A 22,155-nucleotide genomic window follows, 5' to 3' on the forward strand; every position below is an offset into this window, starting at 1 on the left:
TTTATTCTTCTATTTCTCTAATTCTTTCAGTTACACTTTGCTTTGAACATGCTTTAAATACTATTGATGGAGTTACTAAACATATAATAAATATTACAATTGTTAAAAATATAAGTGGTACTGCTGGGAATGTAAATACTGCATAATCTGCTATATTTTGAGCTAATACTGATATTCCAAATATAATACCAGTTCCTAGGGTACAAATTAATAATGTTGTTATTCCTGCATAATATACTCCTTCAAACACAAGCATCTTTTTAATTTGCTTCTTAGTCATTCCTATACTTTCCATTACAGCAAGCTCTTTTAATCTTATATTAATTCCTGTTATCATAACATTAACAAAATTTAATACCCCTATTAATATCAAAATTAAAGATACGCCCCCACCAAGAACTCTTTGCACCATTGATGTTTTCTTAAATTCTTCAGTTTTAGTAGTTTTAGCTTCTAAATTTAATCCTTGGCTCTTTGCTATATCTTCTAAATAAGTTTTAATTTTAGATTCATACTTTTCTTCTACATTTATGTAGGAAAGATAATTAGCAGGATTACTATCTATCTTTTCTAAAGCTGATTCACTCATACAAATTGTTGGTATACCTACTGGAGCTTCTAACCCTGACGGTATCTTTGTATCTAAATCCACTACTTTAGCATCATATTCTAATGATTTATTAGTAGTAGGATTGGTAATTTCTTGCTTACCCTTTATATTCTTATAGTTATCTCCATAATACCAGTTATCTACAAGAATTAATTTACCTTCCTTAAAAGCTTCTAAATCAAATTTTTCTTTGTTTTCCTTATATATTTTTTCAATAGTACTATCACTAATTCCAATTATACTAGCATTCATAAATTCAGGATTTATTTTTGAATTTTCAATAAAACTATTAAGTTCCTCATCACCTAATCCAAATCTACTATAACTTTCTTTTAGTGCAGGTAATAGTACTTCATCATTCATAGTTAATCTAAGAGTACTTAATTTAAATGTATCTATACTTTCCACACCAGTTATATTACTAATATTATTCAAAATATCATTATCCATTTTTCCTTTTACTGCACCTATATTTTGAAGTTCAAAATCATTAGGAACATACTTGTTTATATAATTTTCAACCTTTATACTATCAATAAACGTATTAACACTTAAGAAAGTAACTATCCCCATAAATAATGATAAAAATACTAGTATAGCTCTTTTTTTATCTCTAAAAACATTATACCAAGCCATTTTATAAAGCTTACCACCATTAGTTGTATTTCTATTTTTCTTTTGCTTTTTTGATGTACTTCCTGTATATTTCATAGCTTTAATTGGAGAAATGCTACTAGCTATTTTAGCTGGTTTTCTATAACTTATTAGTACTGTTGTTAAAGAAAATAATGCTGCTAATATAAATATTATTGGGCTAAATGATACATCACTTGGCATTGCTGTTGCAAAGGCTCCTGTAAAAAACATACCTAAAACTACCGGTACTACACCAAATGAAACTATTGCTCCTAATGCTAATCCTATTGGAATTCCAATTATAGAAAGCTTCAAGGCTTGTCCTTTAACTATCTTTTTAATCTGTTTAGGGGATGCTCCTAAAGTTTTTAATCTTCCATAAAAATTAATATCCTTAGTTACAGCTATATATAAAACGTTATAAATTAATAGGTATCCACTTAAAATTATAAATGCAACAATCACAAAAACTGTAATACCAGTACTAATAGCAATATCTGAAGAATCTTCTACCACATATGAATAATTAAACTTTTGATCTTTTTCAAGCTTAACTTCACTCTTTAATATATCTTCTGATGAATATTTATAATTATTTTTTACTGTCATTGAAAACAATCCATTATTTTTTAGTGATAGATTATTTTCTTTAATAAAACTTTCAGAAACATAAATATAGCCTGTATCTTCTGCTAATCCATAAGAGGTAAATATGCCACTTATAGTAAACTCTTTATCAATAATTTTATTATTTATTTTGCATGGAATACTTATTTTATCTCCAATATTTGCATCACTTTTCTTAAGTAGTTCTAATGCTAATCTTGAAATCATAATATTATTTGCATTAGTTGGATAATTCCCTTTTATATCATCTAATGCAGGTATTAATTGCTTTTCATATCTATCTTTATCATGATATTCTAATTGTATACTTGTCTTATTTTCACTTAAAATATCTAAACTTACATTTCCAACACTTATCTTTGATCCTGTATTTTTAAATATGTCTAAAGTCTTAAGTTTTGCTATTTGCTCTTCTGTTGGATTTTGAAGTGAAATATTAGCTGTTGTTCCTGCTAAACGAGTCTTCATTATTCCATAGTTTTTAACAAAACTTATTCCAATACTAAAAACTGATGACATCATAAAAGTTGTTAATATTATAGCAAGTATTGCAAATATATTTCTGACTTTATTTGTTCTTAATGAACGATTAGTTATTCTTTTTATAATCTCCTTATTATTATTTTCAAACTTCATTACTTGCCACCTCTTACAAAAACTTTTCCATCCTCAATTCTTATAATTCTATCTGCAAGTTGAGCAATTTCTTCATTATGAGTTATCATAATCATTGTTTGATTAAACTTTTTACTAGTTGTTTTTAAAAGCCCTATAACATCCATACTAGTTTTACTATCAAGATTACCTGTTGGTTCATCAGCTAAAATAATACTTGGCTTTGTAGCTAATGCTCTTGCTATTGCAACTCTTTGTTGTTGTCCTCCTGATAAATTATTAGGCATATTAGTTAGCTTTTCTCTTAACCCTAGTGTGTTAATTATTGAATCCACATATTCTTTATCTATTTTTACTCCATCTAATTCTATTGAAAGTACTATGTTTTCATATACATTTAATATTGGTACTAAATTATAATTTTGAAATATGAAACCTATATTTCTTCTTCTAAAGACTGTAAGCTCCTCATCTTTCATAGAGCTAATCTTTTTTCCATTTATAATTGTTTCTCCACTTGTTGGTGTGTCTAATCCTCCTAACATATTTAACAAAGTAGATTTTCCACTACCTGATGTCCCTATAATAGCAACAAATTCTCCATCATTTACTTCTATACTTACATTATCTAAAGCCTTAATTTTATTAGGCCCTTCTCCATAAATTTTCACTAAATTTTCTGTTTTTAAAATACTCATTCTGTACCACCTCATAATATTTTTCTACTATAATTTGTATTTTAAACAGAACTTCTTACGATTTTCTTACATATATAATTTTTCTATAGCTTATACAAAAAAGGTGGAGTGAATATTTATTTTGTTTGTTCCGTCGCATAGTCCATAGATATTTATTTTTCGTGTTCCGTCGCAAGCTCCAAGTCACAGAAAAATAAATATCTATTCCCTTCTTACTTAAGGTAAGGAAATTATAAAATTACTATCCTTTATTTTATATTTTTAATATGAAATTATAATAATACCTTTGAGCTATAGCTAATTAAAATTTTATACTTTCCTATACATTAAAAAGAGACTAAGCTATTTAGCTTAGTCCTTAAAAAGTGATTTATTTTCAGTTTTTTTGAGAGTACTTTACCCATGTATAGAATATAAGAACTATTCCTATAATAAGGCATCCAGCACTTATTGCCTCAATAAATCCTGAGAAAAATTGTTCATAAGCTTTTTCACCAGGTTGCCATATAAGAGAATAAATTGCTGTAATAAATGATATTAATATTGCACATAAAGCCCCAATCAATGATTCATTTCTTTTTAATTTTTTAATCTCATTTAGTAATGAGTTTATAGTTTTATTACTTTCTACCTCTACATTTTCTTCTTCAATATATTCACCCTTTAATAATTCACTCATAGATACATCCAACACCTTACTTATATCTTCAAATAATGAACTATCTGGTAGGCACTTACCACATTCCCATTTAGAAACTGCTTTATCAGTTACATTTAGATGTTCTCCTAGTTCTGCCTGTGTAAGTTTTTTCTTTTTTCTAGCATCTGCTATAAATATTCCGATTTTTTTTGTATCCATAATTACACCACCTTTAATATCATTATAATTTCAATGGCACTAAATCTAAACCTACCACAGGTAGAATTGGTAGAGTAGATGTAGAAAATACAAAATTTTAATATGAACTTTACCTAAATTTTGCGCGTACATCAATAAGTTTTAGAACATCACTAAATATTTCATCCTTATCTTCTAAATCTATCATTAACCAACTTTAACTATCTCTGCACAGAAATCATCAAATAGTGAATTTCTAATATATTCACTTATTTCACCTATGTCTGGACAATAATTATAATTTTTAATATCTATCATAGTATTCCTGTTCCTTTCAAATACCTATCCACTTCTTACAATAATTTACTATTCCAATTATAACATAAGCCAATGATCTATTTTAATATCATTGGCCTAATTTTTCCCCTTAAAATATCCCATAAAACTTGATACACTCATTTTGGGTAATATTTATACTAACATGATAATCTATGTACATCATTCATTTTCAATGTTCTCATTCCGATATTAAAACACAGTTACCAAGCCGTATTTCTACTATATCAGAAGGAGTTTTTTTATAATACTCATAGCCATAAACTATCCGAACCCCAACGTCTAACACGGAGTTTTCTAAATGCAATTAAAGGAGCTGTCGCAATAGAGAATAATTTTTTCTATTGCGACAGCTCCACTATCTATTTAATTCTTAAATTCTTAATGTCATCTATATTTAATTGCTTCCTCTACGCTTAACAATTCAGCTTATCTCATTGTTTTTATCTTTAGTTAAATATTTTCTTTATATACTTCTTCTACCAACTCAATACTTACTTCAAGCATTTCTGAAATCAATTCTTTACTCATTCCCTTTGATAACATATTTCTAATTGCAATTTTAGCTCTATTCAAATCTCCTCTTTCTTCTGCTGAACTAATCATATTAGCTCTTTCATGTAATGATCTTTCTCTCTCGTAATAAATCCTCATTGTTTCTTCATCACTACTTAGGTATTCGATTTTTTGTTCAGCTTTTTCTATTGCTGTATCCAAACTCATCAACTCCTTTAATGTAGTTTCAGGTGTATCTTTTTCTAAAAACATAAGCCATCTTTCTATCGCATTTTCTCTATAATCTTTATCTTTTTTCTTTCTAAACTTCGGTAACTCTAAAAAGTGAATCTCAACAACATCTGTTAACATATAGTCCTTTTCTATATCCTCCCATAGATGAAATGAAGATTGATAACTCTCTGTTCCTAAAAATTCAAAATCTAAGATATTAATTGTGATTACCTTTTCTAAACTAGTGTAATCTTGACCCTGCTTTATATTTTCAAGATACATCTTCCCACAATAAAATAATGTCCTCTTATCCATGTTACCTTGATCTGTAAGTTGTACTTCTATATCTATATTTTCTCCATTAGATGTTTTTGCTCTCACATCAATAATTCCTGTTTTATCTAAAATTAATTCCTTCGTTAATTGTTTATTATCTATAATTTCTAACTCTACTATCTTCTCTTTCTTAGTTCTCTTTAATACGGCATTTATGAATGATATTAAAATATCTTCATTTCCTTTTTCACCAAATACCTTCTTAAAAATGAAGTCATTAAGTGGTTTTACTTTTCTCATATATAAATTACCTCTTTGCTTCTTATCTTTAGTTAAATTATTATCTTTTATTAAACTTATTATAACATTAATTGAAATTTTCTTTAATAGAAACTTGATTATACTTTTAATTTACTTATACTATAAATATCTTATAAATGCTTAAAAGTTTTTTTTAAATCAAATACTAACCCTTAATATTTTTTCTAATAATTTTGGTTCTCCACAGATACCCTTAACCATATCATAAGTAAAAAAGTTTAGACTTTCCTATATACAATATAATTAAGAACATTTCAAATTTAAATTTTACCTATATTTTCATACAAAAATAGCTAATAAAACTATTATTATTTTACTAGCTACTTTTGTAATATATTTTTTGCCCAATTGGGTACTTTATTATCGCTCCATATTATCTTACCATTTTTTAAATATATAACTTCCTTTAAAACTTCTGTATTATCATATATATTTACTTCATCACAAATCTCAATTACATCATTCAAGTTATTTAGTGAATCTGCTAACTCCTGCAAAAATTGTATAAGTTTTCATATTATTTACCTATAACCTTAGCTTGCTCTTTTTGTAATACTAAATTAGATAATGTCATATAAAAGTCTTGCTCTTCTTTTGTCTTCGCATTTTTAAATAATTCCTTCAATTGACTATATGAATAATTTATAAAAATATCATATAAATTAATATCCTTATTTACCATTAGATTTCCTCCTAAAGAAGCATTTATATGAATATTATATACCAAATTCAATGTATTATAAACCTAATTCCACATATACAGTTCACCATTCATTATGCTAAATTCATCCTAGAGGTACCAATAATTGCAAAAGGCTAGGCAACTACTGCCTAGCCTATTTATTTTACTTATTATGAGTTTACACTATTTCTCTCTTGAAATAAAACCAGGTACCATCTACCCCTGCTAATTCCCATCCTTCATTTCCAAGTACATTTAGCTTTTCACTAATCTCTTTTTTATATTTATTTTTATCTACTTTAAAAACACTCTTTAGTTCAATTTGAATTTGCTCAACTCTGTATTCATACCGTTTCATATAAATCATCCCCTAAAATTAATCATTTTTCTTATAAAAATACTTCTTTAAAATAAACTCTACACTTATAAAAGCCATGACTACTATTGCAAATTCAACTTCTAACATAATAACACTAACATTATTAGTATCTAAAAAGCTTGTAGCATTTAAAATATCTGATTTGTTTATTATTAATACTATAGCAGTTATTATAAATGTAACTAATCCTGATAAAAGCCAAATCATCCCACACTTTTTATTAGAAGATTGTAGTGATTTTTTACCCTTTAAAAAATCACTATTATCTACATTTCCTAAGCCACTACCAATCATAGCAATAGGAATAAACAAATCTAATATTCTATTTATTCTTTTGTTGGAATGTCTATTATATAAGCACCCTATACAAATCATAATTACTGGAACAATAATGTTGCAAAACAAAATAAATATCTTCATATAATAACCTCCATATCGATAATCGTTTTTCCAGAGAATTCTTACTTAATAAGAGTCAATTTATATAATTATGTATATTCTTTTTTATTTTGATAGTCATTTTTAGTTATAATCCAAACAGGTAAATCTTCTTCATGAGTTTCACTAATTTTCATTCCTAAAGACGTGATTGTTGAAATTGATTTTTTATTATTTAAAACTATTTCAGCCACAATGCTCTCAAGATGTAATTTATTAAAACCATACTCAAATAATGCAAAACTTGCTTCCCTTGCATATCCATTCCTTTGGAACTTTTCATTAAAAATCCATCCCAATTCATATTCTGAAGGTTTATTAAACTCATGAAATACTATATGTCCTATTACTTTACCTAAGTGTTTTTCTTCTGCTGCAAATATCATTTTTTCCTCAATTCCATATTTCTGAATGAACTCTTTAGTCTGTGAAATTGTTAAAACAGGCTCTATATACTCCATTACTGCAATGTCTGAAAGATATTCAAATGCATCTTTATAATCTTTTTCTCGAAAATCCCTAATAACAAGTCTCTCTGTTTCGACTCTCATAACTTCCCCTCCATATATAGCAAGTATTTTTTTAACAATATAATATTTACAGAATCTTTTTAAATTCACTAACCTTATCCTTTATACTCTAATGAATAAACTAGAATTTACCTCGTTAAATGAACTAAATATTCAATAGTATCTTCTTCAAATTTCTTTTCACCAGTTAGATTAAACCCATGTTTTATATAAAAAGAAATTGCCCTTTCATTTTTTTCTAATGCCCAAAGATTATTAGCACTATACTCATTAATTGCATATTCTATAAGTTCTTTTCCAATTCCTTTACTTTGAAAAAAAGTATCTACATATATTTTACAAATCTCTCTTTCTTTCAATTGAACAAATCCTTTTATTAAACCATCATCATAAACTAATATATTTTTTAATATTTCATCTTTTCCAAAATAATTATCAATCATAGCAACTACCTGCAATTCTCCAAAAGAAAATCCATCATCCTTAAAAATTGGCCAATAGTTCATTCGATTATTAAAAACATATATTTCTGCTATTCTTGATAAATCTTTTTTTGTTGCTTTTCTAATATTCACTCTTCCCATCCCCTATTTATTCCGCTACTTTTTACAATAATTTTCCAACACAATTATATCACAAGGCATTATCAAATATCTTATAAATTATTTCTAATTTTTCCTCTCCACAAATACACTTCACCATACAATATGTTAAACTTATCCTAGAGGTGGTTACAATGAAAAAGATTATAAAAGTTGTAGGAGCTATAATAGAAAACTCTAATTCAGAAATTCTTTGTGCCTTAAGGTCACCAAATATGAGTATGCCAAACCTTTGGGAATTTCCTGGTGGAAAGATAGAAAAGGGCGAAAGCAACGGACAAGCTATTGAAAGAGAAATTAGAGAAGAATTATCCTGCAAGGTAAAATACATAGAGGATTTTAATGATAATACTCATGAATATGAAAATATTATAGTTAATCTTATTACAGTTAAGTGTAAGCTTGTAGAAGGAACACCAACTGCAAGTGAACATTCTAAACTTATATGGCTTAAAAGAGAAAATCTTGATTCATTAAAATGGGCTCCTGCAGATATCCCTGCTGTGGAGGAATTAAAAAAATCTCATAAACTGCAAGACTAACCTTGCAATTTATGAGATTTATTACTTAAGGAGCTATTGAGTATCCACCATCAACTAATAAACATTGACCAGTATAGTATTTGCTATCTGGACCTGCTAAAAATGCTATAACACGTCCAATATCATCTTCTCCATCTCCAAACCTCTTCATTGGTTGAGCTTCCATTATTTCTTTATACTTCTCAGGGAATTTTGCTGCCCATACCTTAGCAGCTGGACTTTCTGCACCTGGAAGAACACAGTTTACAATAATATTGTATTGAGCCCATTCCTTAGCTGCAATCTTAGTAAGTCCACGTATAGACTCCTTGTTACATCCATAAGCTAATTGCCCTGCATATCCAAACATACCTGTTGCAGAAGCAAAGTTTATTATTCTTCCTTCATTTTGGTCTTTCATATAAGGGAAACATTCTTGCATCATATTTAATGAACCTATGGTTCCTGATTGCCAAGCTGTAAGCATTTGTTCATAAGTTGTATCTTCAACCTTAGCTGAACCAGGTAAACTTTGGGCATTATTTACCACAACATCAACGGTTCCATACTTTTCAACTGTAGCTTTTACTACTTTTTTAACATCTTCACGATTTCCAACATCACAAGTTATGGCAAAGCCTTGTCCACCTGCTTCTTCTACCTCTTTCACTGTTTGGACTATTGGATCTAGACGACGTCCTACACAAACCACCTTAACTCCACGTTTTCCAAGGTGAAGCGCTATCCCCTTACCAATACCTTGTCCTGCACCTGTAATAATAGCCACTTTCTCATTTAACTCTTTCATAAAAACCCTCCATCCCATATATAAACTCAGGTCTATTTCTAAACTAGTCAAATTCTTAATTGTGAAGACCTTATAGAAAAGTATATTACTTCTTGTATACATTTACAACATATTTTCCCAATTTTAAGTGTGTGACAACACAGGAAACATTATTCTCTCTCTATTAAATGGAGTTTCCTTTTTACTCCTTATAAAAAGGGTATAGTATAACAAAAAATAGAAGCTACATATGTAGCTCCCATAATAAATACATACTCTATTAATATGTAACAAGCTCTATATTATTCTCTTTAATATAATCCTTTAACCTATCATCACATAATGTTACTAATTCTTTTAATCTATAATTATTATAGCTACTAATCTCCCTTAATTTACAATCACTATATCCTGGATGAACCATAACTTCAATAAACTCTTCATTCTTATTCTCTTCAAAAATATTTATAAGAGTTTCAACTGTTGCATCTTCACCAAAGAAACCTGTAACATACTTAAACTTCCCGTGTCTTCTACAAGTAAGATTATATTCCTTGCATAGTTTTTCAGTAATTGGATATGTATACAAATTATCATGTACGCTATGATGAGAATCTATATGTGTTGGCTTTCTTTTAAATAATTCTATAAACCTCTCTATTTGAGCCTTCCACTCATTATATATCTGATCTTTATCTAAGTTTTCTAATACTAAATCCTTTTTGTTATAGAAGTTTCCATTTTCATCACATATGGTTTTACCATTAGTTAATGGTTTACCTAACGTTAAATTAAGATGAATACCAAAACCTAAGTTCGGACACTTTTTTGCTTTTTCAACTGATCTTTCTATATCGTCAGAATTAACTAATACAGTTGTTGAAGATAATATTCCATTTAAATGACAAAATATTATTCCTTCTGTAATTCCATCTGTAAAACCATAATCATCTCCATTAATAACAACTTTCATAAATCTCATCTCCCTATTAACTATTTATCTCCTTAGCAACAAAAGAGGTTAATAAATCTATAAAAACTGAAAAGACTACTGTATTTTCAGTATATATCTTTTCATTTTGGTTTTTACTGTTTGGTAACCAAATATAATGTTCATAACTACTTTTATTTACAACCTTACTATTCATAGTTATTAAAGCAACATTCATTTCTTCATTAAACATCTCTTTAATAAACCCTTTAGTAGATTCACAATTAGCACTAATTACTATAACTAAATCATCCTTATTGGCTACATTTATTAACTCATGTCTATCGTCAGAAGAAAAGGAATTGCAATTTATACCAAATTTCATTAAATTATATTTTAAAAGCTCTGCTGAAAGCCTACTTTTATGAGTACCTATAGTAAAAACCCTTCTTGCCTTTATAATAGACTTTGCAAAACTTTCAAGTTCCTCTTTGTTTATAACTGTATCTAATTTTGAAATCAACTTTTTATAAGATTCTAAAACTTGATAAGACATTTCAACATCATTTTTATCACTTAAAGCTTGTTTCTCAGCCTTATATAAATGCATTTTAAATGAACTAAAGTTATCATATCCAAGTTTTTGACAAAACCTTGTAATGGCAGGTTGAGATACCCCTATATCAACTGCCATATCAACTATTGTTCCTCTAAAAATTTCATAGGCATTTTCTTTTACATATTCATATATCATTAATTCATTTTTTGTAAAGCTATCCTTTTTAAGCTCCATCAATTCATATGGGTTCATAAATTAAGACCTCCTAAAACTCATTATATAAATTATAACAAATCTTTAACCCCTTTTATAACCTTATCTATAAATATATCCGCTTCTCCTTCATTGCACCTAGAATTAAAGGTTTCAAAATATTTTCCATACTGCTCTTTGTTTACAAGATAATTGCAATATGTATTTGTATAGCAAATAATTATAACCTTATAGTCACTAAAAGCTTCTTTTATAAGTTTCCCAAAGGCACTAACAACATCACCTGGAAGTGATACTATAATTACCTCTCCTAAATTTATTATTGAACTAATTAAATTCATACTAAAAGATCCAAAACCTAATTTCAATTCACATCGTTTCTTTAGCATATTAAGCATAGGATTATCAACATTGCTTTTTAAAGTATTAATAGTTGTTAAATCATTTGAAAAATCACTATAAGTCGTATATTCTACTTCCTTGCTATTAATAAAATTCAAATTTATACTTTCTAAAATTGCTTTTTCTTTTATTTGATTTATAACTCCACTACTAACATACTCTAATTCATCTATACCACTTGTTCTTCTATAGAATCTAGTTGATACATCTCCTGTTGTTCCATTACATATAATAGTAGGTGCATTTGTAAGATTTGAATATTTCTTTCTTATCCATCCTAATAAATCACTAGACAATAGTACGTTACTACCATTTAATAAGGTTGGATGAACTGAAATATTTAATAGGGAACATATAACTTTATCTTCTTTATAAAATTCTAAAATGTTAATGCTTTTATCGCTCCATCCATCTTTTTCATTCCTATTACCATATAATCCTTCAATAGAGCAATTCTTATATGTAACTTTACATTCAGTTTCACATTGCAGAGCTTTTTCAATAGATTTAATCATTTGTTCTTTAACTTCTAATTGAAGCTCTTTTTCAACTTTAGTATTTTCAAAAACTAATTTGAAGAATGCTGGTGCAGAATGTGTATGAATACATCCAATTAAAATATTACTTTTTTGAATATTATATTCAGAAGAAATATAATTTCTTATATCTTCGCAAAAGCTTTCTTCTAACATTATAGAATCTAACATTGAAATAATTACTGGAGTATTATTAGATACAATTACTAAAGTGTTTATTTCAATATTATCTAAAATCCCTTTGCTTTTCTCCTGTCTATCATATCCTGCCATATTTACATTCTCTTTTGGAGTAACATCAATTTTATTAAAGCCAATCTTCATTTTTATCACCTCTTCTTACAATATATATTTAATCATAAAAGCCGTTTTTTGTAAATAATATTTATTTTTTTAATTTTGATATTGAATATATTATTCAGTAATGATATAATCATTTTGTAATAAAAAGCTTTACATTACACAAATTGACTTTTTTAGGAGGAAATATTATGAGTAAAGAAAAAGGATCAATGATGGAAAGATTTCAATCTTTTATGGAAGAACACATTCTACCAGTAGCATCAAAGATAGGAAGTCAAAGACATATGGCTTCTATTAGAGATGGTATGAGCCTACTTATCCCACTAACTATTATTGGAGGAGTTGCAATGATTTTAGCAATACCACCAATACCAGCTGGAATTGAAGGGACTAATTTTTTCTATAATTTCTTGCTAGCATGGAAGGACTTTGCTTCTAATTTCTATAACACATTGATGGTACCTTATAATTTAACAATCGGAATTATATCAGTTTATGTTGTAATGGGTATTTCCTATCAATTAGCAAGATCATATGAATTAAATGCTATAAATAATATGGTCTGTGCATTATTAGTATTTTTGTGTATTGCTGGTTTTCCTGAAAACGACTTAGTATTTAGTACATCACAACTTGGTTCTACATCAATGTTTGCTGGAATTATTATTGCTATTGCAGTAGTTGAAATTAATAGATTCTTTACAAGTCATAATATCTGTATCAAATTACCTAGTTCAGTGCCCCCAAATGTTGCAGCACCGTTTAATGTTTTAATACCGACTATAGCTAATATAGTTTTATTCTTAGCTTTAAATGCAATATGTTTTAGTGCTATAGGTGGTGGATTAACTACATTAATATATAAGGTTATCCAACCATTATTATCTGCTGCAGGATCCTTACCTTCGATTTTACTAATAAACATTTTAATGACAACTTTCTGGTTCTTTGGTATCCATGGTGCAAACATGGTATCAATTGTTGTTACACCAATAACTACAGCTGCTTTAGCTGTTAATGCAGAAGCTTATGCAACTGGACAACCTCTACCTGAAATTTTTGCTGGTGCTATAAACTCTGTATTTGGTAACTGGATAACTTACACTGCATTTTTAATTATTATGATATTTGTTTGTAAATCTTCACAGCTAAAATCTATTGGTAAAATTGCATCTGTACCTACATTATTCAATATTAATGAACCAATGATTTTTGGTATACCAACAGTTTTAAATATACTAACATTTATACCGCTTTTATTATGTTCAATTATAAATTTTACAACTGCTTATATATTAATGGATATTGGTTTCTTAGGTAGATTCTTCACTACATTACCATTTACTGTTCCTGGGCCACTACAAGCATTCTTAGCTACAATGGACTGGAAGACAATACCTGTATGGTTTATTTTACTAGCTGTTGATATAGTTGTTTGCTTACCATTCCTTAAAATGTATGACAAACAATTATTAGCAAAAGAAGCTGAAGAACAAGCATAAATAATTAGAACGATAGACCTTTATAAGGGTTTATCGTTCTTTCTTAAAAATAGGGGGAATTATGGAATTAGGATTTATACTATTAAAACAAATATTAATCATGTTTATATTCATGGCAATAGGATATGTATTATTTAAAAAAGATAAAATTACTACTCATGGTTCTAAGGATATAGGAACTTTACTTATATATTGCGTTATACCTATAATAATTATTAAATCTTTTTGGATATCGTACTCTAAAGAAAAACTAGAAATTTTAATTTCTACTTTCTTTATTTCATTAGCAGTATTATTAATTTCAATATTAATATCTTATTTATTTTTTAAAGATAATGGAGTTAAAAACTTTGGCGCTGCCTTCAGTAATGCTGGCTTTATCGGTATTCCATTAGTAACTGCAGTCTTAGGTGGAGATTCTGTATTTTTTATAGCTTGTATTATTGCAGAACTAAACATATTTCAATTTACCTATGGCGTTTTTATAATGACAAATAAAAAGGACGTAATATCTTATAAAAAGATATTAACTAATCCAATATTAATTTCTTTTATTGTAGGTATATTTATTTTTTTACTAAGAATTCCTGAAATTGATATAGCAACACAAACTATGTCTTTAATTAGTGGAATCAACACCCCTTTAGCTATGATAATTTCTGGAGTATACTTAGCACAAGCTGATTTAAAATTAATGTTTTCAAGTAAAGATTTATATTTAATTAGTCTTGTTAGACTTGTAATTATTCCAATTGCAACTCTACTATTCTTAATGATTTTACCAAAAGATCTATATACAGCTAAACTTGCCATTCTTATTGCTGCAAGCGCACCAACAGGATCAAATGTTGCAATATATGCCCAGCAGTATGAAAAAGATTATTCATCAGCTGTACTTATTGTTTGTATTACTACAATACTATCAATTATAACTCTCCCTATAATAACCTCCATAGCAGCAACTTTATTTTAAAATAAAATGAGAAGGTAATAATTTTTATACCTTCTCATTTTAATTAATCCATTTTGAATCATTATAAATGCCTATATTTATATATTTATATATTTATATATTTATATATTTATATATTTTTATCTTCTTATATTTATATATTTTTATAAATATGGCCTTTTATATTAAGCTTTCCTTTGCCATCCTTATAATATTAGATACCTCATCTACGTTCTCAATATTATAAAACATAAATCTGTTTGGCATTACCCTTCCCCTATTTCTTCTATTATCATATCCATTGTCATTATACATATCGTAGTTTGTATATCCCATGTTAAATTCAATACTTCCTCTTCCGCTTCTCTCTTTATACTTATTTACAATCTCTACATCCTTAAGCTCTAAATATTGAAACGATATATTCTTACCCATATTACAAAATAAAATTCTCTTATTACTTACTGCATATACCCTGTTCTTTATAGCAATAGCTCTTCTTATTGGTAATCCAAAAACCATATTTAATCCAACAAAAACAAAAAATCCTCCAAATAAAAGCATAACTAAACCTGCTCCACCTTTATAAGCAGTGTACTCCCAATAAAGTGCAAAGCTTAACCATACAATCATAAATAATAATTGAAATAGGCTACCCTTTTCAAAAAATTTATATTTTCCTTTTCCACTCCAAAGTATTTGTTCATCACCTTGTAATTCATTATAGAAAACCTCTTTCATAATTCCATTTCCTTTCTTTCAACTTATTTCCATATTAATATTCTTTTGAACTTTTTTCAATAAAGATGAGGATAAAACATTTTCTTTAAGTTATTTGTAATGTATATTACTGACAGATTGTAGAATTGTTAAAAAATTAAAAAGATAATATTAGATATATTTAATGACTCCCATTATTTGTATATAATATAATAAAAAAGTTGGAGTGGATATTTATTTTGTTTGTTCCGTCGCTACGCTCCAAGTCACATGGAAACAAATATCCAAAAGGAAGGTGAACTTTAAATGAAAGATTTTATAATAATATTAGCATCATCAACCTTATCAAGTACTATATTTTCTTGCTTATTCTATTGGTTAAACAATAGTAAATTAGGATTATTTAAATCAATACAAAGAAAGATAGATACTTTAAATGAAAAAAAGAAACGTAATTTAAATATATTTACTAATATATTATTAATAATAATAGGTTTATTTTGCCTAGCTAATAACATAAACTTTTTTGCTACTGGTTTAATTTTAGGAATTATAATAGCATTTAACTTAGTGTGTTTTAGAGAATTAGAAAATACTTTTAAAACTGATAATAAGGATCATCAGAACCTTTAAAGGTATTAAATTATTAATAACAATATAAAAAAAATCGCCAAGGCGACTGTGGAGCCGTCGATTTTTTTCGCCCATCTGCATAAGTGATATTCCAAATTTAAATTTGGTAAATAGAACTTACTCATTAGAGCTTCCGAAGCTTGCCTGAGGAAAATCTTGCAGGGGCATATATTTTATTTTTTATTCTTTAGGAAGAAATGAACTAATATATAGCTAAATTGTTGAAGTTATCCACAATTTAATAATAGATATAATTTCCTAAAGAATAAAAAATCCCTAAGAATATAACTACTCTTAGGGATTTTCTTACTATTATATAAATAGATTTAATCCTGAATCTTCAGTTGCTCCTAAATAAGAAGCTACTCCACCAATTTCTACACCTTCAATAAACTCTTCCTTCTTAATTCCCATAAGATCCATACTCATAGAACAAGCAACTACATTAACTCCCATATCAATTGCATTCTTTATAAGATCTTCTAAAGAATCTACATTATTATCCTTCATAATCTTTTTAATCATGGCAGGTCCCATACCCATCATATTCATTTGAGATAATGGTAACTTACCTGGGTGACTTGGAAGCATGCAATCAAACATCTTTTCTACAGTTTTCTTTTCAACCTTAGGTTTATCCTTACTCTTAAGAATATTAAGACCCCAGAATGTAAAGAACATAGTAACTTTTTTACCCATGGAAGCTGCACCTGTAGCTATTATAAATGAAGCTATAGCCTTATCTAAATCTCCACTAAATACAACTAAAGTCGCTCCATCCTTTACTGTACTACATGTAACCTCCTTATCTCCTTCTTTCCCCTTCTTTATATAAGCCACAAAATTCTTCTTTTCATCTTTATCTGTTTTCACTAAAGTATTTCCTGTTTTCTCACACCATGAACTTATATCCTTCTTAAAACCAGGATCACTTGCAATTACCTTTAATACTTCCCCTTCATTTAAAGATTTTGTTTCTTCAAATACTCTTTTTATAGGTCCTGGACATTGTAATCCACATGCATTTAAAGTAACCTTTGCATTTACCTCTGTTATATCTAAATCTTTTTCTAGTGACATAGTTGCAACCTCTTCCTTAACATTATTATCCTCATTATAACTTTCTAAGGCTCTCTTAACTTGTAAATATGTCTTTACTCCACCATCTATATTGAAGGAATCATATCCATGTTGAGATAAAATCCTAGAAGCTATATATCCTCTTAATCCAACTTGGCAAGTTACATATATCTTCTTACTCTTATCTAGTTGGTCAAATCTATCCCTTAACTGTCCTAATGGAATGTTAATTGAATTTGGTATTGTTCCTGTCATTAACTCCATTTCTTCCCTAACATCTAGAATTATTGAATCCTCCAAATTTATATTATCAACTTCATTCCATTGAATTGTTTTTACATCACCATCCATAATATTAGAAGCATAATATCCCATCATATTAACAGGATCCTTTGCTGAATTATATGGTGGTGCATAACAAGCTTCCACATCTTGAAGGTCTTCTACCTTAAGGCCTCCCTTAATTGCAGTAGCAATTATATCAATTCTTTTTTCTACTCCATCCATTCCTACACCTTGAGCTCCATAAATTTCCCCTGTCTTTGGATTAAACAACATCTTATAAGCTATTGGAAAAGCTCCTGGATAATATCCTGCATGAGAACCTGGGTGAATATGAATAGCTTTATATTCAAGTCCTAATCTTTTTAGTGTTTTCTCACTATTTCCTGTAGATGCAACAGTATAGTCAAATACTTTTGCTACTGATGACCCTAAAGTCCCCTTATATTTAACCTCTTTACCTGAAATATTATCTGCTACTAATCTTCCTTGTCTATTTGCTGGCCATGCAAGAGGAATCATTGTTGGCTTTTTATTTACAAAGTCCATTATTTCAACAGCATCACCTAAAGCATAAATATTAGGATCTGAAGTTTTCATATATTCATCAACTATAATTGCCCCTCTTTCATTTAACTTTAGCCCTGCTTCCTTTGCTATAGTCGTTTCAGGTCTAACACCTATAGATAGGATTATCATGTCACCATATATTTCTTTTCCACTTTTTAAAATAACCTTCTTACCATTATTCTTAAACTCTTCAACACCATCATTTAAAATTAAATCCACTCCATTATCAATTAAATGAGAATGTATAATACTTGCCATTTCTATATCTAATGGCCCCATTACTTGGTTACTTCCTTCAACTAATGTAACATTAACTCCTTTTTCATGAAGATTTTCTGCCATTTCAAGGCCTATGAAGCCTCCACCAATTACAATAGCTCTCTTTGGCTTCTCTTCTTCTAAAAAGCTTTTTATATTATCCATATCTGGAATGTTTCTAAGGGTAAAAAGGTTTTTACAATCTTCTATTCCAGCTATAGGTGGTTTTATTGGCTTTGCTCCTGGTGATAAAACTAGAGTATCATAGCTTTCTTCATATACTTCACCAGTTCTATAATTTTTAACACTTATCTTTTTTTCTTCTTTATTTATGGAGATAACTTCACTTAGATTTCTTATGTCTAAATTAAATTTTCTGCTCATTTGTTCAACTGTTTGAACTATTAACGCTTCTCTTGTAGGAATCACATCCCCTATATAATAAGGAAGACCACAGTTAGCAAAGGATATATATTCTCCCTTTTCAAACATAATTATTTCTGCGTCTTCATCAAGTCTTCTAAGTCTAGCTACAGCTGAAGCACCTCCTGCTACTCCTCCAACTATTAAAACTTTCTTCTTCATAACTCTATCTCCTTTAATACTTTTTTCAATATACTCTATTATAGCGTTCCCTTTCATTTTCTTCTGTGACTTTGTCACATAACTTATGGGGGATATTTATTCACTTTGTACTAAAGGTAAATAACACCTTTAATTTATATCTAATTAAAATTTTATACTTTCCTAGCCGTTAAAAAGAAGATATAAAACTATACCTTCTCAATTATTCTTATCAAATAATTTGAATCTTATTATTAATAAAAAAACCTCAAGAAAATCAATCTATTTCTTGAAGCTTTTTTATTATAACTATCTTATAGAATTATAGAATTTATCAAATATTTCTTTATTATATTCATCTGCTCCATCTACATTAGAACTTTTAAATACAGGTGGAACAAAACCATCTTTTATCATCATATCTATTGCTGTTGTTACAAGTGCTTGTACAATGGCAACACCTGTTGCATCAGAAGTTGCTCCTACAGGTGTATCTAACCCTTTAACTTCGAAGGCAGCATCTCCATACTCTGCACAATTATCAATATTAACATCTGATAACTCATAGATTTTCTTACCGCTTGAATGTCTTGAATCTATATTCTTTGAATGCTTTAGAGAACACATAGTAATAATATTAACCTGTTGACTTTTTGCCTCTAAACACATTTCTACTGTTGCAGCATTTCTTCCTGAATTTGATACAACAAGAATAGTATCTCCCTTTTGTATCTTATTTAAACCAAAAACTATTTTTGAATAGCCTTCTAATCTTTCAATCAATGTACTTTTATTAGGCTTTTGATTAAGCAATATTTCTGGCTCTAATATTGCATTTACTAATGCTAAACCACCAGCTCTTTGAAAAACCTCTTCAGCAATTATGTGAGAATGACCTGTTCCAAATATATAAAATCTCCCTCCATTTTTACATGTATCTGCAACTAATCTTGCTGCTTTTTCTATATTTTTAATTTGACTAGCCTTTACTTCATTTAGCTTGTCTATTATAAAATCCAAATAATCTATTGTTATCATATTCTCACCTATCCAATATATTTTGTTATTTGCTCAGTAATCCATTGAGGTCTTGTTATTGCAGTTCCAACAGTAACAAAGTCCGCACCCATTAAAAGAGCTTTTTTAACATCTTCTTTAGTTGAAATTCTACCTTCTGCATTTATATAAACTTTATCGCCTAAAGCATCCCTTATATCTTTTATAAGCTTAAAATCTGGCTCTTCCTGTCTTGGACTATAATCAGTAAATCCTGATAAAGTTGTAGATATAATATCTGCTCCTAATTTATAAGCATTTATACCTTCTTCTAAAGTAGATATATCAGCCATTACAGGAACATTTGGATATTTACTTTTAAATTCTGGAATATAATCATAGGAATATACTCCTTTATAGTTCTTTCTAAATGTACAATCTATAGCTATAATATCTGCTCCTACTTTCAAAATCTCTTCTGCACTTTCAATATCAGGAGTAATAATAACCTCACACCCTTCTGTGAACTTCTTATTAATTCCTACAATAGGTAAATCAACCTCTTGCTTCATTGCTTTTATGTCCAAAGGACCACAACCTCTTAATCCCTTTGCGCCCCCTATTTTAGCCGCCAAAGCCATCTTCGCCATAAACATTTCACCATGCAATGGTTCATCTGGATAAGCTTGACATGATACTAATAATGTACCTTTTAAATCATCTAATATCTTCATCTTATCTTCTCCTTTAAATATTAAGTAATATTTCTTCAACTAACCTTTCACCTTCACCCTCTTTAAATGGTGATGAAAAAGTCTCATAAGTTTTAACTTCATATGCAAATTTATCTGGAATATATCCTATATAACCATTTCCATATCCTATAACAATATTGTTCTTACTATTATTATCTTTAATTCTTTTTCCTAAGCTTGAAAAAAGCTCGCCAGGTATATATATAAGGTTATAGTTATTAACTTTTAGTATCTTAACCTTTGCAACTATTTCTTTAACATCAGAAAATCCTAAAGCCATCTTATAATTATTCGTTAATCCTTCTAACTTTGATTCCAACAATCTCAAAGATTTTGAATCCATGTTTTTACTTTTTGCTATTTCTACCTCTCTAGCCTTCTCTTTAACCTTTTCTTTAGCATGCTCTACTGAGTCAAATTCCTTGACCAATAATGGTATCTCTAATTCTATAGAATTTACTTTTTCTATATCTTCATAGCTGTTTACTTCTGGCATATTTCTTATTTCTAGTGAAACTTGAGTTCCAATTCTATCTACCTCTTCAAAAGTTGATGCATTCCTTGTAAATCTTGTACTTATATCACCACAGCTTCCATTTAAAAACATTACCAAATCATATTCATTAAGCATTTCCTCAGTTTTATTAGGAAAATCACCTGTAATAGACAAATTATCACTACTCATTACAGTTGGATGACATGATAAGTTATATAATAAAACTTTTTTTCCATCCTTTCTTAACAAATTAATACTAATAAGTTCATTATCATAAAACCAGTCTTTATTATTTCTATTACTGCAAATATTATTTACCATCTTTCTACTTACTGATAATTTAGCACTATCTTCATTGCTTATAGCATCAACTACAGCTTGCTTAATTTTGTTTACAATATAATCTACATATTCTGCATCATATTCTCCAAATACTTGTTTTAGGCCTTTTTGATATCCTTCATTAGTATTCATTGTTCCAGTTGGCCCTGAATGAGTATGAGATGTTGATACAAAAATGTTTTTTTCATTAAAGTTTAATGAACTCACAGAATTCTTCACTAAACCCACAAAATGGTAATCAACCCCTACAAGATCCAATTGAACAATTAGATAATTATCCTTTCCTCTTAAAGTTAATACTCTTGCTTTTAATTCATCATGAATTTCCTCTGCTTTTCTAATTACGTCATACCCTGCTAATAAACATCCTAACTTAGGAGTTATTATTTCTTCCTTATATCCAACTTTATAATTACTCATAATAATTCTCCTTAAT

23 protein-coding genes are annotated in these 22,155 nt (G+C 28.4%); 4 read left to right on the forward strand and 19 right to left on the reverse strand.

Annotated elements, in window-relative coordinates; all coding sequences use genetic code 11:
• Nucleotide 1: 1 nt before the first annotated feature.
• The 10 genes from I4V16_RS02485 to I4V16_RS02530 all read right to left on the reverse strand — a co-directional run bounded on the left by I4V16_RS02485 (nucleotide 2) and on the right by I4V16_RS02530 (nucleotide 8,290).
• Complete coding sequence (locus I4V16_RS02485) at nucleotides 2-2,509, reverse strand: ABC transporter permease (RefSeq protein WP_195966478.1); 2,508 nt, start codon at nucleotides 2,507-2,509, stop codon at nucleotides 2-4.
• A complete protein-coding gene (locus tag I4V16_RS02490; RefSeq protein WP_049179230.1) occupies nucleotides 2,509-3,186 on the reverse strand; it encodes an ABC transporter ATP-binding protein in 678 nt (225 codons plus the stop codon). The genes I4V16_RS02485 and I4V16_RS02490 overlap by 1 nt, the downstream gene beginning before the upstream one ends.
• Nucleotides 3,187-3,562: 376 nt before the next feature.
• On the reverse strand, nucleotides 3,563-4,045 hold the full coding sequence (locus I4V16_RS02495) for a helix-turn-helix transcriptional regulator (RefSeq protein ID WP_099314283.1): 483 nt from the start codon (nucleotides 4,043-4,045) through the stop codon (nucleotides 3,563-3,565).
• Nucleotides 4,046-4,813: 768 nt separating this feature from the next.
• Nucleotides 4,814-5,665, reverse strand: a complete 852-nt coding sequence (locus tag I4V16_RS02505; protein ID WP_195966479.1) for an Rpn family recombination-promoting nuclease/putative transposase — start codon at nucleotides 5,663-5,665, stop codon at nucleotides 4,814-4,816.
• Nucleotides 5,666-6,006: 341 nt separating this feature from the next.
• Nucleotides 6,007-6,183 (reverse strand): hypothetical protein, encoded by a 177-nt coding sequence (locus I4V16_RS17305; protein WP_242966629.1) that lies wholly within the window; start codon nucleotides 6,181-6,183, stop codon nucleotides 6,007-6,009.
• A 20-nt stretch (nucleotides 6,184-6,203) separates the two neighbouring features.
• Nucleotides 6,204-6,368, reverse strand: coding sequence for a hypothetical protein (locus I4V16_RS02510; RefSeq protein WP_099330061.1), 165 nt, complete (start codon nucleotides 6,366-6,368; stop codon nucleotides 6,204-6,206).
• A 178-nt stretch (nucleotides 6,369-6,546) separates the two neighbouring features.
• Complete coding sequence (locus I4V16_RS02515) at nucleotides 6,547-6,726, reverse strand: hypothetical protein (protein WP_049180460.1); 180 nt, start codon at nucleotides 6,724-6,726, stop codon at nucleotides 6,547-6,549.
• Between the two features lie 18 nt (nucleotides 6,727-6,744).
• Nucleotides 6,745-7,167 carry a hypothetical protein gene (locus I4V16_RS02520; protein ID WP_195966480.1) on the reverse strand — a complete coding sequence of 141 codons (423 nt, stop codon included), beginning with the start codon at nucleotides 7,165-7,167 and terminating at the stop codon, nucleotides 6,745-6,747.
• A gap of 68 nt (nucleotides 7,168-7,235) precedes the next feature.
• Nucleotides 7,236-7,736: a GNAT family N-acetyltransferase gene (locus I4V16_RS02525; protein ID WP_195966481.1), complete on the reverse strand. Its 501-nt coding sequence runs from the start codon at nucleotides 7,734-7,736 to the stop codon at nucleotides 7,236-7,238.
• Nucleotides 7,737-7,843: 107 nt separating this feature from the next.
• Nucleotides 7,844-8,290: a GNAT family N-acetyltransferase gene (locus I4V16_RS02530; RefSeq protein ID WP_195966482.1), complete on the reverse strand. Its 447-nt coding sequence runs from the start codon at nucleotides 8,288-8,290 to the stop codon at nucleotides 7,844-7,846.
• A 161-nt stretch (nucleotides 8,291-8,451) separates the two neighbouring features.
• Here I4V16_RS02530 and I4V16_RS02535 point away from each other — a divergent pair, with 161 nt between their 5' ends.
• Nucleotides 8,452-8,859: a (deoxy)nucleoside triphosphate pyrophosphohydrolase gene (locus I4V16_RS02535; RefSeq protein WP_195966483.1), complete on the forward strand. Its 408-nt coding sequence runs from the start codon at nucleotides 8,452-8,454 to the stop codon at nucleotides 8,857-8,859.
• 25 nt (nucleotides 8,860-8,884) lie between these two features.
• Here I4V16_RS02535 and I4V16_RS02540 read toward each other — a convergent pair whose 3' ends face one another.
• The 4 genes from I4V16_RS02540 to I4V16_RS02555 all read right to left on the reverse strand — a co-directional run bounded on the left by I4V16_RS02540 (nucleotide 8,885) and on the right by I4V16_RS02555 (nucleotide 12,590).
• Nucleotides 8,885-9,646, reverse strand: a complete 762-nt coding sequence (locus I4V16_RS02540) for an SDR family oxidoreductase (RefSeq protein ID WP_049179624.1) — start codon at nucleotides 9,644-9,646, stop codon at nucleotides 8,885-8,887.
• A 259-nt stretch (nucleotides 9,647-9,905) separates the two neighbouring features.
• Nucleotides 9,906-10,598 (reverse strand): carbohydrate deacetylase, encoded by a 693-nt coding sequence (locus I4V16_RS02545; RefSeq protein ID WP_195966484.1) that lies wholly within the window; start codon nucleotides 10,596-10,598, stop codon nucleotides 9,906-9,908.
• Between the two features lie 16 nt (nucleotides 10,599-10,614).
• The gene (locus I4V16_RS02550; RefSeq protein ID WP_195966485.1) at nucleotides 10,615-11,367 is read right to left on the reverse strand and encodes a MurR/RpiR family transcriptional regulator; all 753 of its coding nucleotides are present in this window, start codon (nucleotides 11,365-11,367) and stop codon (nucleotides 10,615-10,617) included.
• Between the two features lie 32 nt (nucleotides 11,368-11,399).
• Nucleotides 11,400-12,590 (reverse strand): neutral/alkaline non-lysosomal ceramidase N-terminal domain-containing protein, encoded by a 1,191-nt coding sequence (locus I4V16_RS02555; protein ID WP_195966486.1) that lies wholly within the window; start codon nucleotides 12,588-12,590, stop codon nucleotides 11,400-11,402.
• Between the two features lie 167 nt (nucleotides 12,591-12,757).
• On the opposite strand from I4V16_RS02555, the gene I4V16_RS02560 reads away from it, so the two are divergent.
• Together I4V16_RS02560 and I4V16_RS02565 are read left to right on the forward strand one after the other, a co-directional pair.
• Entirely contained in the window at nucleotides 12,758-14,071 is a 1,314-nt protein-coding gene (locus tag I4V16_RS02560) for a PTS transporter subunit EIIC (protein ID WP_195966487.1), read from the forward strand.
• A gap of 61 nt (nucleotides 14,072-14,132) precedes the next feature.
• Entirely contained in the window at nucleotides 14,133-15,044 is a 912-nt protein-coding gene (locus tag I4V16_RS02565; protein WP_195966488.1) for an AEC family transporter, read from the forward strand.
• A 159-nt stretch (nucleotides 15,045-15,203) separates the two neighbouring features.
• Here I4V16_RS02565 and I4V16_RS02570 read toward each other — a convergent pair whose 3' ends face one another.
• On the reverse strand, nucleotides 15,204-15,764 hold the full coding sequence (locus I4V16_RS02570; protein WP_049179637.1) for a hypothetical protein: 561 nt from the start codon (nucleotides 15,762-15,764) through the stop codon (nucleotides 15,204-15,206).
• A 285-nt stretch (nucleotides 15,765-16,049) separates the two neighbouring features.
• Here I4V16_RS02570 and I4V16_RS02575 point away from each other — a divergent pair, with 285 nt between their 5' ends.
• Nucleotides 16,050-16,376 (forward strand): hypothetical protein, encoded by a 327-nt coding sequence (locus tag I4V16_RS02575; RefSeq protein ID WP_049179639.1) that lies wholly within the window; start codon nucleotides 16,050-16,052, stop codon nucleotides 16,374-16,376.
• A 312-nt stretch (nucleotides 16,377-16,688) separates the two neighbouring features.
• Here I4V16_RS02575 and I4V16_RS02580 read toward each other — a convergent pair whose 3' ends face one another.
• The 4 genes from I4V16_RS02580 to I4V16_RS02595 all read right to left on the reverse strand — a co-directional run bounded on the left by I4V16_RS02580 (nucleotide 16,689) and on the right by I4V16_RS02595 (nucleotide 22,139).
• Complete coding sequence (locus I4V16_RS02580) at nucleotides 16,689-19,151, reverse strand: CoA-disulfide reductase (protein WP_195966489.1); 2,463 nt, start codon at nucleotides 19,149-19,151, stop codon at nucleotides 16,689-16,691.
• A 288-nt stretch (nucleotides 19,152-19,439) separates the two neighbouring features.
• On the reverse strand, nucleotides 19,440-20,168 hold the full coding sequence (locus I4V16_RS02585) for an SIS domain-containing protein (RefSeq protein WP_034866762.1): 729 nt from the start codon (nucleotides 20,166-20,168) through the stop codon (nucleotides 19,440-19,442).
• Nucleotides 20,169-20,176: 8 nt separating this feature from the next.
• Nucleotides 20,177-20,860, reverse strand: a complete 684-nt coding sequence (locus I4V16_RS02590; RefSeq protein WP_034866772.1) for an N-acetylmannosamine-6-phosphate 2-epimerase — start codon at nucleotides 20,858-20,860, stop codon at nucleotides 20,177-20,179.
• A gap of 13 nt (nucleotides 20,861-20,873) precedes the next feature.
• The gene (locus I4V16_RS02595; protein ID WP_195966490.1) at nucleotides 20,874-22,139 is read right to left on the reverse strand and encodes a neutral/alkaline non-lysosomal ceramidase N-terminal domain-containing protein; all 1,266 of its coding nucleotides are present in this window, start codon (nucleotides 22,137-22,139) and stop codon (nucleotides 20,874-20,876) included.
• Between the last annotated feature and the right edge of the window lie 16 nt (nucleotides 22,140-22,155).

It is taken from the genome of Clostridium sp. 1001283B150210_160208_E6, assembly GCF_015669365.1.
GTDB lineage: Bacteria > Bacillota > Clostridia > Clostridiales > Clostridiaceae > Clostridium > Clostridium paraputrificum.